The organism is Streptomyces roseofulvus (assembly GCF_039534915.1).
Classification (GTDB): Bacteria; Actinomycetota; Actinomycetes; order Streptomycetales; family Streptomycetaceae; genus Streptomyces; species Streptomyces roseofulvus.
On sequence record NZ_BAAAWE010000001.1, the window covers coordinates 5,593,111 to 5,608,581 of the forward strand.

The 15,471-nt window shown below is 72.7% G+C and carries 12 protein-coding genes; 6 read left to right on the forward strand and 6 right to left on the reverse strand.

What is annotated here, in order from left to right:
* Positions 1 to 178 precede the first annotated feature (178 nt).
* The 3 genes from ABFY03_RS26040 (at position 179) to ABFY03_RS26050 (ending at position 2,880) form a co-directional block, all read left to right on the forward strand.
* Positions 179 to 847, forward strand: a complete 669-nt coding sequence (locus tag ABFY03_RS26040) for a DUF6230 family protein (RefSeq protein ID WP_078868012.1) — start codon at positions 179 to 181, stop codon at positions 845 to 847.
* A gap of 106 nt (positions 848 to 953) precedes the next feature.
* Positions 954 to 1,526 (forward strand): DUF6114 domain-containing protein, encoded by a 573-nt coding sequence (locus ABFY03_RS26045; protein WP_319009530.1) that lies wholly within the window; start codon positions 954 to 956, stop codon positions 1,524 to 1,526.
* Entirely contained in the window at positions 1,516 to 2,880 is a 1,365-nt protein-coding gene (locus tag ABFY03_RS26050) for a hypothetical protein (protein ID WP_346170957.1), read from the forward strand. Before ABFY03_RS26045 ends, ABFY03_RS26050 begins: the two co-directional genes overlap by 11 nt.
* Before the next feature lie 90 nt (positions 2,881 to 2,970).
* Here the strand turns inward: ABFY03_RS26050 and pyk are convergent, their stop codons facing one another.
* The 3 genes from pyk to pta all read right to left on the reverse strand — a co-directional run bounded on the left by pyk (position 2,971) and on the right by pta (position 7,798).
* Positions 2,971 to 4,401, reverse strand: coding sequence for a pyruvate kinase (gene pyk, locus ABFY03_RS26055; RefSeq protein WP_319009528.1), 1,431 nt, complete (start codon positions 4,399 to 4,401; stop codon positions 2,971 to 2,973).
* 98 nt (positions 4,402 to 4,499) lie between these two features.
* Positions 4,500 to 5,708: an acetate kinase gene (locus ABFY03_RS26060; RefSeq protein ID WP_319009527.1), complete on the reverse strand. Its 1,209-nt coding sequence runs from the start codon at positions 5,706 to 5,708 to the stop codon at positions 4,500 to 4,502.
* A complete protein-coding gene (gene pta / locus ABFY03_RS26065) occupies positions 5,705 to 7,798 on the reverse strand; it encodes a phosphate acetyltransferase (protein WP_319009526.1) in 2,094 nt (697 codons plus the stop codon). Before pta ends, ABFY03_RS26060 begins: the two co-directional genes overlap by 4 nt.
* A 342-nt stretch (positions 7,799 to 8,140) precedes the next feature.
* On the opposite strand from pta, the gene ABFY03_RS26070 reads away from it, so the two are divergent.
* The gene (locus tag ABFY03_RS26070; protein WP_319009525.1) at positions 8,141 to 9,166 is read left to right on the forward strand and encodes a 6-phosphofructokinase; all 1,026 of its coding nucleotides are present in this window, start codon (positions 8,141 to 8,143) and stop codon (positions 9,164 to 9,166) included.
* A gap of 255 nt (positions 9,167 to 9,421) precedes the next feature.
* On the opposite strand, the gene ABFY03_RS26075 is transcribed toward ABFY03_RS26070, so the two are convergent.
* The 3 genes from ABFY03_RS26075 to ABFY03_RS26085 form a co-directional block, all read right to left on the reverse strand.
* Positions 9,422 to 10,030: a helix-turn-helix domain-containing protein gene (locus tag ABFY03_RS26075; RefSeq protein WP_346170958.1), complete on the reverse strand. Its 609-nt coding sequence runs from the start codon at positions 10,028 to 10,030 to the stop codon at positions 9,422 to 9,424.
* Positions 10,031 to 10,424: 394 nt separating this feature from the next.
* Entirely contained in the window at positions 10,425 to 11,114 is a 690-nt protein-coding gene (locus tag ABFY03_RS26080) for a response regulator (RefSeq protein ID WP_319009524.1), read from the reverse strand.
* A complete protein-coding gene (locus ABFY03_RS26085) occupies positions 11,111 to 12,739 on the reverse strand; it encodes a sensor histidine kinase (RefSeq protein ID WP_319009523.1) in 1,629 nt (542 codons plus the stop codon). Before ABFY03_RS26085 ends, ABFY03_RS26080 begins: the two co-directional genes overlap by 4 nt.
* 154 nt (positions 12,740 to 12,893) lie before the next feature.
* Here ABFY03_RS26085 and ABFY03_RS26090 point away from each other — a divergent pair, with 154 nt between their 5' ends.
* Together ABFY03_RS26090 and ABFY03_RS26095 are read left to right on the forward strand one after the other, a co-directional pair.
* A complete protein-coding gene (locus ABFY03_RS26090; RefSeq protein WP_346170959.1) occupies positions 12,894 to 14,300 on the forward strand; it encodes a cation:dicarboxylate symporter family transporter in 1,407 nt (468 codons plus the stop codon).
* A gap of 186 nt (positions 14,301 to 14,486) precedes the next feature.
* Complete coding sequence (locus tag ABFY03_RS26095; RefSeq protein ID WP_346170960.1) at positions 14,487 to 15,335, forward strand: nitroreductase/quinone reductase family protein; 849 nt, start codon at positions 14,487 to 14,489, stop codon at positions 15,333 to 15,335.
* Positions 15,336 to 15,471 lie beyond the last annotated feature (136 nt).

A 15,471-nucleotide genomic window follows, 5' to 3' on the forward strand; every position in this document is an offset into this window, starting at 1 on the left:
CGGGCCGTGCGCACGCGCGGCACATGGTTGTCGCTCGGGGGTGATCGCCGGTGATCCGGACGCGCGTCGCGTCTCCTGATGCCTCGGCGCTCTCCTTCCCGAGGACGTAGCTCTTCTCCCATCCCAGGACGGGCCCCGGGCCCCTGCTGGAGATGTACGTCCGAGAAGGAGGATTCTCATGAGTTCCCAGGTTCGTGGCGGGACCAGATGGAAGCGGTTCGCCGTCGTCATGGTCCCGAGCCTGGCGGCCACGGCCGCGATCGGTGTCGGCCTGGCGCAGGGCGCGCTCGCCGCGTCCTTCGCGATCTCCGGCCAGGAGTTCAAGGTCACGACGGACAAGCTCGAGGGCACCGAGTTCGTCCAGTACGGCAGCGTCGACCAGGGCAAGGACCTGGAGGGCAAGCCGTTCGCCGCTCCGGTCGCGGTCTCCGGCTTCGACACCGCCAAGATCACCAACATGTGCCAGTCCGTCGTGACCCCGGTCCTGGGCCTGGGTGACATCACCCTGCGCCTGGAGGCCGGCAAGGCCGCCGCGAAGAGCGGCGCGGACGCGGACAAGGTCCAGGCCAAGGACATCTACCTCGATGTCTCCTACCTGGACGCCGACGCCGACTTCAAGAACATCGACATCGGCGTCGCGGCCGGCGGACTGCCGAAGTACGACGGCGGCCAGGGCATCCAGCCCAACACCAAGGCCAACCCGAACGGCTTCGCGCAGCGCGCCGAAGAGGTCGTCCTGACCAACGTCAAGCAGAAGGCGTGGGCCACCACGGCCGCCACCTTCAAGCTCCCCGACCTCAAGCTGTCCCTGCACCGGGGCACCGAGAAGGAGTGCTTCCAGGACTGACCTGGTGCTCCGGGGTGCGGGCCGTTCCGGCGGCCCGCACCTGCACCGGGCCAGCCCCGGTCTCCTCACCTTTCTCAGCAACACCGCTTCCAGGGAGCTGTTTTCCATGAGCGCCGAGACCCCTGCCTCCCCCGAAGTCCGCAAGGAGAACCGGTTCAAGGTCTGGCGGCAGACCCGGCCCTTCTGGGCGGGCCTGTTCACGATCTTCGCCAGCGTGCCGATCGCCTACCTCCCGTACGGGGACGTACGCCTCGGCAACATCACCCTGGCCATGGCCACGACCGCCGGAGCCGGTGCGCTGATCATCGGCGTCCTGCTCTTCACCCTCGGCCTGACGATGTGGTTCCAGCCCGTCGTCCGGGTCTTCGCGGGCATCGCGGCGATCGTGCTCGGCCTGGTCTCCATCCCCGTGTCGAACTTCGGCGGTCTCGTCATCGGGTTCTTGTTCGCCCTCGTCGGCGGCGGCATGTCCGCGGCCTGGGCACCCGCCCCGCCGGTCGAGAAGACCGGCGACGCGGAGCACGACGGTGAGCCGGCGGCCTCCGAGGAGACCGCGTACGACGCCGACTCCGAGCCCGAGACCGTCCTGGCGGCCGGGGTCCCGGAGCAGCGCGAGGCGTACGGGCCGGCGACCGACACGACGATCGACGCCAACGGCGGGAGGAACAGTGCGGGGTGACGAGACCCAGCAGGGCCTCGGGAGGAGCGGGCCGCGCCACGCGGCCCCTCGCAAGACGCTGCTGAACAGGATCCAGGGCCCCGCGGGCAAGGCCATGGCGCTCGCCGCCATGCCGACCGCGGTGCTCATGGGCATGGGCCTGGCGCCCAGTCCCGCCCTGGCCGACGAGAAGGACATCCCCTTCGCCCCCGGCCCCTGTGTGACCCGCTCCGACGAGCCGGCGGCGGAGGAGACGACGGCCACGCCCACGGCGAAGGCCACCGAGACCGCGAAGCCGGAACCGACGGCCACGGCCACGAAGCCGTCCGAGCCGACCGAGCCGTCCGACGAGCCGGCGGCGACCCCGTCCGCGACCGCGACCGCCGCGCCCACCGCCACGGCGGCCCCCGAGCCGACGGCGACCGCGTCCGCCCTGCCGGCGTCCGCCGCCGGCGCGACCACGGCCGCGCCCGCCCCGACGCCCACGCCCACGACGTCGGTCAACCCGCTCGACCCGCTGGGCGTCGGCGACGCCATCACGGACTTCTTCGACGGCCTGGCGCCGGACCGGGAGCCGACGGCGACCCCGTCCGCCACCGCGACGCCCGCCCCGGCCCCGTCGGCGACGACGGCCGCGCCGCAGCAGAAGGCGGCCACGGAGGACGAGCCGGCGCCCACCGAGGCGCCCGCGGAGCGGACGGACACGGCCGACACGAGGACGACGGCCGACACGGCCGCCTCCAAGGCCGACGCCGCCGCCGCGAAGACCAAGGCCGCCATCGAGAAGGCCGCGAAGCAGGCCGGCGTCGAGGTCGCGGAGCTCGACGAGGGCGTCAAGGGCCTGGACGCCAAGCGGGACACCGACATACCCGACGGCGCCAAGCCCCGCTTCCCGTGCCCCGAGCGCGACGACGCGGCGCTCGCGGCGGCCGAGCTGGAGCCGGGCATCCCGCTGCTGCCGGACGAGCCGTGGCGCCTGGAGAGCACGATGCTCACGCTCAGCGGTCTGAAGTACCACGGCATCGTCGAGGTGAAGACCTACGGCGGCCAGGAGAAGAAGGTCCTGAAGTTCACCGCGACCTACGTGGGCATCAAGGACCTGCACCAGATCACCGAGCACTCCGAGGGCCGCGTCGGCCACGTCCGCTCCCGGCGCGGCTCGACGTCGACCATCACCGGCGGCACGGTGACGATGTACACGGAGGAGCTGAAGGGCAACCTCCTGGGCATCATCCCGATCACCTTCGGCCCGGAGTCCCCGCCGCCGCTGGACCTCCCGGCGGTTTTCTTCACCAACGTGAAGCTCAAGCAGGCGGGCCAGTTCGGCGGCAACCTCCACGTGGAGGACCTCCGCAACACCGTCGAGCCGGCCTGACCCCCGTACCACCCCGGGAGCCGCACAGGGCGAAGCCCCCGTCCGATCCGTCGGACGGGGGCTTCGCCATGGTGCCGTGCGGGGTGCGCGTCAGGCGCGCTCGCCGCCGCCCAGGTGGTGCACGCGGACCATGTTGGTGGTGCCGGGGACGCCGGGGGGCGAGCCGGCGGTGATGATCATGGTGTCGCCCTCGTTGTAGCGCTGGAGCTTGAGCAGCTCGGCGTCGACGAGGTCGACCATCGCGTCGGTGTTGTCGACGAAGGGCACCAGGAAGGACTCGACGCCCCAGCTCAGGGTGAGCTGGTTGCGGGTGTTCGCGTCCGTCGTGAAGGCGAGGATCGGCTGCTGCGTCCGGTAGCGGGAGAGGCGGCGGGCCGTGTCGCCGGACTGGGTGAAGGCGATCAGCGCCTTGCCGCCGAGGAAGTCGGCGATCTCGCAGGCCGCGCGGGCGACCGAGCCGCCCTGGGTGCGCGGCTTCTTGCCCGGGACCAGGGGCTGGAGGCCCTTGGAGAGCAGCTCCTCCTCGGCCGCGGCGACGATCTTCGACATCGTCTTGACGGTCTCGATCGGGTAGGCGCCGACACTCGACTCGGCGGAGAGCATGACCGCGTCGGCACCGTCCAGGATGGCGTTGGCGACGTCGCTCGCCTCGGCGCGGGTCGGCCGCGAGTTGGTGATCATCGACTCCATCATCTGGGTGGCGACGATGACCGGCTTGGCGTTCCGGCGGCACATCTCGACGAGCCGCTTCTGCACCATCGGCACCCGCTCCAGCGGGTACTCGACGGCGAGGTCGCCGCGGGCGACCATGACGGCGTCGAAGGCGGCGACGACCTCGGCCATGTTCTCGACGGCCTGCGGCTTCTCGACCTTGGCGATGACGGGGACCCGGCGGCCCTCCTCGTCCATCACCTTGTGGACGTCCTTGACGTCGGCGGCGTCGCGGACGAAGGAGAGCGCGACCATGTCGCAGCCCATCCGGAGCGCGAAGCGGAGGTCCTCGACGTCCTTCTCGGAGAGGGCCGGGACGTTGACCGCCGCGCCGGGCAGGTTGATGCCCTTGTGGTCGGAGATCACGCCGCCCTCGATGACGACCGTCTTGACCCGGGGCCCGTCGACCTCGACGACCCGCAGCTCGACGTTGCCGTCGTTGATGAGGACCTGGTCGCCCTTGGAGACGTCGCCCGGGAGGCCCTTGTAGGTGGTGCCGCAGACGGACTTGTCGCCGGGGACGTCCTCGGTGGTGATGGTGAACTCGTCCCCGCGGACCAGCTCGACCGGACCCTCCGCGAAGGTCTCCAGCCGGATCTTGGGGCCCTGGAGGTCGGCCAGCACACCGACGGCGCGGCCGGTGTCGGCGGCGGCCTTGCGGAGACGGTCGTACCGCTCCTGGTGCTCTGCCTGGGTCCCGTGGCTCATGTTGAAACGGGCCACGTTCATGCCGGCCTCGATGAGAGCCTTCAGCTGCTCGTACGAGTCGACGGCGGGGCCCAGCGTGCAGACGATTTTGGAACGGCGCATGAGGCGGATCCTATCGGTTTGTTTCACTGCGGAATATTCCGGCTGGCGGAAAGTACAAATGGGCGGGGTCCCGCTCAGGCGTTCACTCCTTCGAGTGGCTACCCGCTCACGAGTGCGTAGCTCTGACGGGCGATCTCCAGCTCCTCGTCGGTCGGCACCACGGCCACCGCGACCCGGGCGTACTCGGGCGAGATGATCCGCGGCTCGTCCGACCGTACGGCGTTGAGACCGGCGTCCACGGCGAGGCCCAGCTCCTCCAGACCGGCGATGGCCGCCTCCCGCACCGGCGCCGCGTTCTCGCCCACGCCCGCGGTGAAGGCCACCGCGTCGACCCGGCCGAGGACCGCGTAGTACGCGCCGATGTACTTCTTCAGCCGGTGGACGTAGACGTCGAAGGCGAGCGCGGCCCGCTCGTCGCCCTCGTCGATCCGGCGGCGGATCTCCCGCATGTCGTTGTCGCCGCAGAGTCCGACGAGCCCGGACCTCTTGTTGAGCAGGACGTCGATCTCGTCGGTCGACATGCCCGCCACCCGCCTGAGGTGGAAGGTGACCGCCGGGTCGATGTCGCCCGAGCGGGTGCCCATGACCAGGCCCTCCAGCGGGGTCAGGCCCATCGAGGTGTCCACGCAGCGGCCGCCGCGCACCGCCGAGGCGGAGGCGCCGTTGCCGAGGTGGAGCACGATCACGTTCACCTCCCCGGGCTCCTTGCCGAGCAGCTTCGCCGTCGCCCGGGAGACGTACGCGTGCGAGGTGCCGTGGAAGCCGTAGCGGCGGATCCGGTGCGCGTCGGCGGTCTCCACGTCGATCGCGTACCGGGCCGCCGCCTCCGGCATCGTGGTGTGGAAGGCGGTGTCGAAGACGGCGACCTGCGGCAGGTCGGGGCGGAGCGCCATGGCCGTGCGGATGCCGATCAGGTTCGCCGGGTTGTGCAGCGGCGCCACCGGCACGAGGCGTTCGATCTCGGCGATCACCTCCTCGTCGATGACCGTCGGCTCGGTGAAGCGCAGCCCGCCGTGCACCACCCGGTGGCCGATCGCGGCCAGCTCGGGGGAGTCCAGGCCGAGGCCGTCCGCCGCCAGCTCCTCGGCGACCGCCTTCAGCGCCGCCGCGTGGTCGGGGATCGGCCCGGTCCGCTCCCGCTTCGCGCCGCCCAGGAGCGGGGTGTGGGCGAGCCGGGAGGTCTCCTCGCCGATCCGCTCCACCAGGCCCTGCGCGAGCCGGTCGCCGTCGCGCATGTCGAGGAGCTGGTACTTCACCGAGGAGGAGCCGGAGTTCAGGACGAGGACGCGGGTGGGGGTGCCGGTCATGCGGGAAGCTCCTCAGCCGGGGCGGGGACCTGGGACTGGATGGCCGTGATCGCGACCGTGTTGACGATGTCGCTGACGAGGGCGCCGCGCGAGAGGTCGTTGACCGGCTTGCGCAGGCCCTGCAGGACCGGGCCGACGGCGACGGCGCCGGCCGAACGCTGCACTGCCTTGTAGGTGTTGTTGCCGGTGTTGAGGTCCGGGAAGATCAGCACCGTCGCCTGGCCGGCGACCTCCGAGCCGGGCAGCTTGGTGGCCGCCACGGAGGGCTCCACGGCCGCGTCGTACTGGATCGGGCCCTCGATCCGCAGCGCCGGGTGCGTCTCGCGGACCAGCTTGGTGGCCTCGCGGACCTTGTCGACGTCGGCGCCGGACCCGGAGGTGCCGGTGGAGTACGAGAGCATCGCGATCCGCGGGTCGACGCCGAAGCGGGCCGCGGTGGCCGCCGACTGCACGGCGATGTCCGCGAGCTGCTCCGCGTCCGGGTCCGGGTTGACCGCGCAGTCGCCGTACACCAGCACCTTGTCGGCCAGGCACATGAAGAAGACCGAGGAGACGATCGAGGCGTCCGGCTTGGTCTTGATGATCTCGAAGGCCGGGCGGATGGTCGCCGCGGTGGAGTGGACCGCGCCGGAGACCATGCCGTCGGCCAGGCCCTCCTGGACCATCAGGGTGCCGAAGTAGTTGACGTCCGAGACGACGTCGTACGCCAGCTCCACCGTGACGCCCTTGTGGGCGCGGAGCGCGGCGTACTTCGCGGCGAAGTCGTCCCGCAGCTCGGAGGTCTGCGGGTCGATCAGCTGGGTGTCCCGCAGGTCCACGCTCAGGTCGGCGGCCTTCTTGCGGATGGCCTCGACGTCGCCGAGCAGGGTGAGGTCGCAGACGTCGCGGCGCAGCAGCACGTCGGCGGCGCGCAGCACCCGCTCCTCGGTGCCCTCGGGCAGCACCACCCGGCGCCGGTCGGCCCGGGCCTGCTCCAGCAGCTCGTGCTCGAACATCATCGGGGTGACCCGGCCGCTGGGCGCCACCGAGATCCGCTTGAGCAGGTCGGCGGTGTCCACGTGCCGTTCGAAGAGGCCGAGCGCGGTCTCCGCCTTGCGCGGGGTGGCCGCGTTGAGCTTGCCCTCCAGGGCGAAGAGTTCGGCGGCGGTGGGGAAGCTGTTGCCGGCGACGGAGATCACCGGGGTGCCGGGGGCGAGCCGGGCGGCCAGGGTGAGGATCGCGTCGGTGGGCCGCTCGTCCAGGGTGAGCAGGACGCCGGCGATCGGGGGCGTACCGGCAGAGTGGGCGGCGAGCGCCCCCACGACCAGGTCGGCGCGGTCCCCGGGGGTGACGACCAGGCAGCCGGGGGTCAGCGCGTTGAGGAAGTTCGGCAGCATCGCGCCGCCGAAGACGAAGTCCAGGGCGTCGCGGGCGAGCCCGGCGTCGTCGCCGAGGACGACGGTCGCGCCGAGCGCGTGGGTGATCTGGGCGACGGTGGGGGCGGCGAGCGCCGGCTCGTCCGGGAGGACGTAGCAGGGCACCGGGAGCCGGGCGGTCAGCCGCTCGGCGATGGTCTCGCGGTCCTCGGCCGCCACCCGGTTGACGACCATCGCGAGGACGTCGCAGCCGAGGCCGTCGTAGGCCCGGAAGGCGTTGCGGGCCTCGGCGCGCACCGACTCGGAGGGCTGGCCCTTGCCGCCGACGACGGGGATGACGGAGGCGCCGAACTCGTTCGCCAGGCGGGCGTTGAGGGCCAGCTCGTCGGGGAGCTGGGTGGCGGCGAAGTCGGTGCCGAGGACGAGGACGACCTCGTAGTCGCGGGCGACCGCGTGGAAGCGGTCGACCAGCCGGGAGACCAGTTCGTCGGTGCCCTGTTCGGCCTGGAGGGCGGACGCCTCGTGGTAGTCCATGCCGTAGACCGTGGCGGGGTCCTGGGTCAGCCGGTAGCGGGCGCGCAGCAGGTCGAAGAGACGGTCCGGGCCGTCGTGCACCAGGGGGCGGAACACCCCCACCCGGTCCACCTGTCGGGTGAGGAGCTCCATGACTCCCAGCTCGACGACCTGGCGGCCGTCCCCGCGGTCGATCCCGGTCACGTACACGCTGCGCGTCACGCCGTGGTCTCCTGTCCAGTCCTGCGGAAGGGGCCCGTCCCGTGGAAGGGCCGTCCTGCGTGAGGGCCCGGCCCGTCCTCGGGGCCCGGCCCTCGCCCTGCGTCGCCCCTGTCAACCTTCGATCTCGAAAAGAAGCCGACAGGGTGGCATTACCCCCTTGACAATACCCCTGCACCTGGGTAGGTCGCCCGCTGTACGAAAGGCCCTCCCGGGGGGACGAAAGGCCCCCGTTCGGCCCCGCTCCCGGCACGCGCGGTGCGGCGGGGAGCGCCCCGGAGGGATCGGTCGTGTGAGAATCGGAACGGCTTGAACGGACCGCGACCGAGCAGGAGACACAGCACGATGCGCATCGGAGTCCTCACCGCAGGCGGCGACTGCCCCGGCCTGAACGCAGTGATCCGGTCGGTCGTGCACCGGGCCGTGACCCACTACGGGGACGAGGTCATCGGCTTCGAGGACGGTTACGCCGGACTCCTCGACGGCCGCTACCGCCCCCTCGACCTCAACGCCGTCAGCGGCATCCTCGCCCGCGGCGGCACCATCCTCGGCTCCTCCCGCCTGGAGCGCGACCGCTTCGCCGCCGCCTGCGACAACGCCAAGGCGCTGGTCGAGAAGAGCGGCTTCGACGCGCTCATCCCGATCGGCGGCGAGGGCACGCTGACCGCCGCCCGGATGCTCTCCGACGCGGGCGTGCCGGTCGTCGGCGTCCCCAAGACGATCGACAACGACATCTCGTCGACCGACCGCACCTTCGGCTTCGACACCGCCGTCGGCGTCGCCACCGAGGCGATGGACCGGCTGAAGACCACCGCCGAGTCCCACCAGCGGGTGATGGTCGTCGAGGTGATGGGCCGCCACGCCGGCTGGATCGCGCTGGAGTCCGGCATGGCCGGCGGCGCCCACGGCATCTGCCTCCCCGAGCGCCCCTTCGACCCGGCCGACCTGGTCAAGATGGTCGAGGAGCGCTTCTCCCGCGGCAAGAAGTTCGCGGTCATCTGCGTCGCCGAGGGCGCCCACCCGGCCGACGGCACGATGGACTACGGCAAGGGCGAGATCGACCAGTTCGGCCACGAGCGCTTCCAGGGCATCGGCACCGCCCTCGCCTACGAGCTGGAGCGGCGGCTCGGCAAGGAGGCCCGCCCGGTCATCCTCGGCCACGTCCAGCGCGGCGGCACCCCGACGGCGTACGACCGCGTCCTCGCCACCCGCTTCGGCTGGCACGCGGTGGAGGCCGTGCACCGCGGCGACTTCGGCAACATGACCGCGCTGCGCGGCACCGACGTGAAGATGGTGCCGCTGGCCGAGGCCATCACCCAGCTGAAGACGGTCCCGGCGGACCGGATCCGCGAGGCCGAGTCGGTCTTCTGACCGTGCCGGACACGCAGCGACGGAGGTCCCGCAGGGCGGGACCTCCGTCCTCCGTTTCCCGGGGCCAAGGTCGTTTCTTTCAGACCGGGCCGGATCGGGGAGCGGCGTCGGGTGCGTGCGCTCGCAAGGCGGAGGAGGGAGTCGACGCGGTGGGGGCACCTCCCAGCTGGTGGCCGGGGGAGTCGGCGACCGACCACAACGCGGCGAGGGTGCGTGCCAGGCGTCGCGAGCCCGGCATGAGCCGGAAGAGACGGCCTAGTGCCCCACCGCCGCCCAGAAGTGGTCGGTGATCGCCTCCAGATAGGCCCGGCCCTCGTCGCCGGTCGCCCCGGAGGCGCCCCAGCTGGACGTCGCCGCCATGTGGGCGTGGTACTCGGCGTGCAGCCGCGCGAGCGCGGGCTCCAGCACCCGCCGGGGCAGCGGCAGCATCCGGACGGCCGGTTTCACGTACGCCTGCCAGCGGGTCGTCGCCGCGTCCCGCAGCAGCTCCGCGAGGCGGCCGTCGCCGCCGGTGGCCGTGATCAGCGCCCGCGGGCCGAGGCCGAGCACCTGGGCGAGCGCGGCCGTCTGCCGCTCGGTGCCCTTCCAGCTGCCCTCGTCCTCCATCCGGCGGTACGCGTGCGCGGCGACGCCCACCTGCCGGGCGAGGTCCTCCACGGAGAGCCCGCGGGCCACCCGGTGCTCCCGCAGGGTGGAGGCGACGGCGATCAGATCGGCGGGCGAGCACCACAGGACGCCCGCGAGCGCGGTCAGCTCCTGTTCGCTCGGCGTGAGGGTGCCGCGCTCCCAGGCGGCGACGGTGTCGGGCGTGACGAAGAGGCCGTACTGGGCGCGCAGGCCGTACGCGACATGGCCCGGTGCCATGCCGAGCCCCTGACGCAGGCGGCGCGCGGCCGGGGCGTCGAAGGGAGGAGAGGGATGGTGCACCACGCCACGGTAGGCACGCGGGGCGACCGATGGCTACGGTGCGTTCATCTGAGGCCACAGCCTGGAGGAAGGTGGGAACCGGCCGGTAATCGGACGGTGACGTCCGGTGAGCGGGATGAGGTCGGCGGCCCGGCGCGCGGGCCTCGCGACGAGGGCTCCGGGTGCGGGCTGCGGGCCGGCGGCTCCAGGAGGGGTGCGGGCTCCGGGCCCGAGGCTCTGGGCGGGGTACGGGTTCCGCGCCGGCGGAGCCCGGAGGGTGCGCGCCGCCCCGGTCGCTCCGGGAGGGGGCAAGGCGCCGGAGGAGGGGCGGTCCCGGGGCCGGGCGTCCCGGTCAGCGGGTGTCGGCGCGCCAGCGGTACTGGAGTTCCGGGCGGCCGATCTGGCCGTACTGGGGCGCGCGGACCGCGCGGCCCTCGGTGACCAGGTGCTCCAGGTAGCGGCGGGCGGTGATCCGCGAGATGCCCACCGCCGCGCCCGCCTCCGCGGCGGTCAGCCCGGCCGGCGCCTCGCGCAGCGAGCGGGTGACCGACTCCAGGGTCGGACCGCTCAGCCCCTTCGGCAGGGTCGCCGGCCGCGGGGCGCGCAGCGCCGCGAGCGCCCGGTCGACCTCGTCCTGCCCGGACGCCTCGCCGGCCGCGCCCCGGAACTCGGCGTACCGGGTCAGCCGGTCCCGCAGGGTGGCGAAGGCGAAGGGCTTGAGCACGTACTGGACCACCCCGAGGGAGACCCCCTCGCGCACCACGGCCAGATCGCGCGCCGAGGTCACCGCGATGACGTCCGCCCCGTGCCCGGCGGCCCGCAGCGCCCGCAGCAGGGCGAGCCCGTAGCCGTCCGGCAGGTAGAGGTCGAGCAGGATCAGGTCGACGGGCATCCGGTCGAGCAGCCGCACCGCCGCCGCCCGCGAGTGCGCCACCCCGACCACCCGGAAGCCCTCCACCCGGCCCGCGTACAGCGCGTGCGCGTCGGCGGCGACCGGATCGTCCTCGACCACGAGCACCCGGATCTCCTGCGGCCCGCTCACGCGTCGCCTCCGGCGGGGGTGCGGGGGAGCGGGACGCGCACCGTGAAGCGGGCGCCGCCCTCCGGCGCCTCGTCCACGGTGAGCGTGCCGGCCGCGCGGACGACGGCCTGCCGGACCAGCGCCAGGCCGAGCCCGCGGCCCGGGCCCCGGGTCGACCAGCCGCGGCCGAGCACCGCGTCCCGGTCGGCGGGGCGGACGCCGGGCCCGCTGTCGCCGACCCGGAGCAGCAGCTCGCCGTCGCCGGAGCGGGCGGCCACCGTGACCGTCACGCGCGCGTGCGGGGTGCCGCCCGCCGCCTCCACCGCGTTGTCCACGAGATTGCCCAGCACGGTGACGAGGTCCCGCGGCCCGAGCGCCGGCGGGAGCAGCCCGTCGTCGATCCGGCTGTCCTCGGTGAGGACCAGCTCCACGCCCCGCTCGTTGGCCTGCGCCGCCTTGCCCAGCAGCAGCGCCGCGAGGACCGGCTCGCCGACCGCGTCCACCACCCGGTCGGTGAGCGCCTGCGCCAGCTCCAGCTCGGCCGTCGCGAACTCCACCGCCTCGGCCACCCGTCCGAGTTCGATCAGCGACACCACCGTGTGGAGCCGGTTCGCCGCCTCGTGTGCCTGCGAGCGCAGCGCCTCGGTGAAACCCCGCTGGGAGTCCAACTCACCTGACAGGGCCTGGAGTTCGGTGCGGTCGCGGAGCGTCACCACGGTGCCGCGCCGCTCCCCGCCCACCACCGGGCGGGTGTTGACGACGAGGACCCGGTCGTCGGTCAGATGGGTCTCGTCCACCCGGGGCTCGGAGGAGAGCAGCGCCCCGGTGAGCGGCGCCGGGAGCCCCAGCTCGGCCGCCGGCCGGCCGACCACCCCCTCGTCCAGGCCGAGCAGCTCGCGCGCCCCGTCGTTGATCAGTGCGATCCTGCGCCGTCCGTCGAGCATCACCAGGCCCTCCCGGACGGCGTGCAGCGCGGCCTCGTGGTAGTCGTGCATCCGGCTCAGCTCGGCGGCGTTCATCCCGTGGGTGTGCCGCCGCAGCCGCGCGTTGATCACGTACGTGCCGGCGCCGCCGAGCGCGAGCGCCGCGCCCGCCATCCCGAGCAGCGCGGCCACCTGCTCCCGTACCTGCGCGCTGATCCGCTCGATGGTGATGCCCGCGCTGACCAGGGCGACGACCCGGCCGCCGGAGAGCACCGGGGTGATCGTCCGCACCGACGGGCCGAGCGTCCCCGGGTACGTCTCCGAGTAGGTCTCGCCGCGCAGCGCCGGCTCGATGTGCCCGAGGTAGTGGCGGCCGATCCGGTCGGGCTCCGGGTGTGTCCACCGCGTCCCGTCCGGCGCCATGATCACCACGAAGGCCACGTCCGCCCGCCGGCGCAGCTCCTCCGTGTACGGCTGGAGCGCGGCGGACGGGTCGGCGGTGCGGACCGCCGCCACCACGGACGGCGAGCCGGCGACCGCCGTCGCGGTCGCCGTGGACTGCCGGCGCGCGGTCTCCTCGGCCTGCGCCCGGTCCGTGACGTACGCGAAGACCGCGCAGCCGGCCACGACCGCGGCCATCAGCACGACCTGCATCGCGAAGAGCTGGCCGGCCAAGCTGCGGGGCCGCGGCAGGGGGAGGGGGCGGAAGTGCGGGAGGCGCATGCGGCAAGTGTGCACGCCGGGATTTGCTCCGGGGCATTGCGTTCCCGAATCGTTCTCCACCCGAAGCGGGGCCCCACGGTTCGGCCGTGAACGAAACGCACGCAACGGTGACCCGGGTCACAGGCTGATGGATAGTCGCGGAGTCCACCGGGACGTGGACACCCATCAGCACGAGGAGGACCCCGTGGCCGCTCGCCGGGACCGTACCCACTATCTGTATCTGGCCGTGATCGGCGCCGTCCTGCTCGGCGTCGGCGTCGGTTTCCTCGCCCCGGGCGTGGCCGTGGAGCTGAAGCCGCTGGGCACCGGCTTCGTGAACCTGATCAAGATGATGATCTCGCCGATCATCTTCTGCACGATCGTGCTGGGCGTCGGCTCGGTCCGCAAGGCCGCCAAGGTGGGTGCCGTCGGCGGCCTCGCGCTCGGCTACTTCATGGTGATGTCGACCGTCGCACTCGCGATCGGCCTCGTCGTCGGCAACCTCCTGGAGCCCGGTTCCGGCCTGCACCTCACCAAGGAGCTGGCCGAGGCCGGCGCCAAGCAGGCGGAGGGCGCGAGCGAGGGCACCGCCGACTTCCTGCTCGGGATCATCCCGACGACCCTGGTCTCCGCCTTCACCGGCGGCGAGGTCCTCCAGACCCTGCTCGTCGCCCTCCTCGCGGGCTTCGCGCTCCAGGCGATGGGCCCGGCCGGCGAGCCGGTGCTGCGCGGGATCGGTCACATCCAGCGGCTCGTCTTCCGGATCCTTGCCATGATCATGTGGGCGGCCCCGGTCGGCGCCTTCGGCGCCATCGCCGCCGTCGTCGGCGCGACCGGCCTCGACGCGCTGAAGTCGCTCGCCGTCATCATGGTCGGCTTCTACGTGACCTGCGCGCTCTTCGTCTTCGTCGTCCTCGGCGCGCTGCTCCGGCTGGTCGCCGGGATCAACATCCTGTCGCTCCTGAAGTACCTGGGCCGCGAGTTCCTGCTGATCCTCTCGACCTCCTCGTCCGAGTCCGCGCTGCCGCGTCTGATCGCGAAGATGGAGCACCTGGGCGTCTCCAAGCCGGTCGTCGGCATCACCGTCCCCACCGGCTACTCCTTCAACCTCGACGGCACCGCCATCTACCTCACGATGGCCTCGCTCTTCGTCGCCGAGGCGATGGGCGACCCGCTCTCGATCGCCGAGCAGATCTCCCTCCTCGTCTTCATGATCATCGCCTCGAAGGGTGCCGCCGGCGTCACCGGCGCCGGTCTCGCCACCCTCGCCGGCGGCCTCCAGTCGCACCGCCCCGACCTGGTCGACGGCGTCGGCCTGATCGTCGGCATCGACCGCTTCATGAGCGAGGCCCGGGCCCTGACCAACTTCGCCGGCAACGCCGTCGCCACCGTCCTCGTCGGCACCTGGACGAAGGAGATCGACCGGACGCGGGTGACGGAGGTCCTGGCGGGGAAGTTCCCCTTCGACGAGAAGAGCTTCGCCGACGACCACGCCGGCCACGCCGACCACGCCGGCGAGGACCCGGCCGCCGTACCCGACCAGCGTGACCAGGGCGAGGAGCGCGCCCGCGCCGGCGTCTGACCGCCCCGAACCTCCTCCCGGGACCCGGGCCTTGAGCCGGATCCGGGCACCGGGAGGAACCCGCCCCGTGCGAAAGGCCCTTGACACCGTCAAGGGCCTCCGCGTCAGAATGGGCCCACTCACGTCGCGTGTCGGTCCGCGCTCGAAAGCGGAGACATGGAGGCAAGAGGGCAGTAGGGACGGCAGTTGCCTCTCGACTTCAACGTCAGCGTCATCGAAGAATTCCGCACCAACGCCGGTCGACTCGGCGGCCCCTTCGAGGGATGGGTGCTCCTTCTCCTCACCACCACCGGCGCCAGGTCCGGAAAAGAACACACCACTCCGCTCGGCTTCGTCGAGGACGGCGACCGCCTCCTCGTGGTCGGCTCGGCCGGCGGCTCCGACCGCCATCCGGACTGGTACCGCAACGTCCTCGTCCACCCCACGGTGACCGTGGAGCTGGGCGCGGACACCTGGCAGGCCACCGCGGTCGCCGCCACCGGCGCCGAACGGGACGAGCTCTTCGCGAAGGTCGTCGCCGTCGCCCCCGGCTACGCCGACTACCAGAAGGCCACCGACCGGGTCCTGCCCGTCGTCGTCCTCCACCGGAACCCCGTCTCCGACTACACCCCGCCGAACCGGCTCGACGCCCTCGCCGACGAGCTGGTGAAGATCCACGACTGGCTGCGCGGCGAACTCGCCGCCCTCGCCGACGGCCTCGCCGCGCCGGGCGCCACCGACCTCACGGTGGAGCTCCGCCGGCACTGCCTCACCTTCTGCGCCGGCCTCGCCCACCACCACGGCGGCGAGGACGCGGGGCTCTTCCCGTACCTGGCCCGGGAGTTCCCCGACCGGGCGGGGGTCTTCGAGCGGCTCCAGGCCGAACACGCCACCGTCTCCCGCGCGCTCGACGGCCTGCGGGAGCTGCTCGCCCGGGTCGACGAGACCGGTCCGGACCAGCTGCGCCCCGAGTTCGACCGGCTGCGGACGGAACTGGAGACGCACTTCGCGTACGAGGAGGCGGAGATCGTCCCGCTCCTCAGAGCGGCCGGCTGATCCCGCACCCCGGCGCCGCTCCCGCCCGGCACACGAAAAAACCCCGGCTGAATTGACAGTCGGGGTGGTGCGGCGCCTATATTAGTGAATTCCGTGTGCTCACTCACGAGAATCTCGTGAGGAATTAATGGAGCAT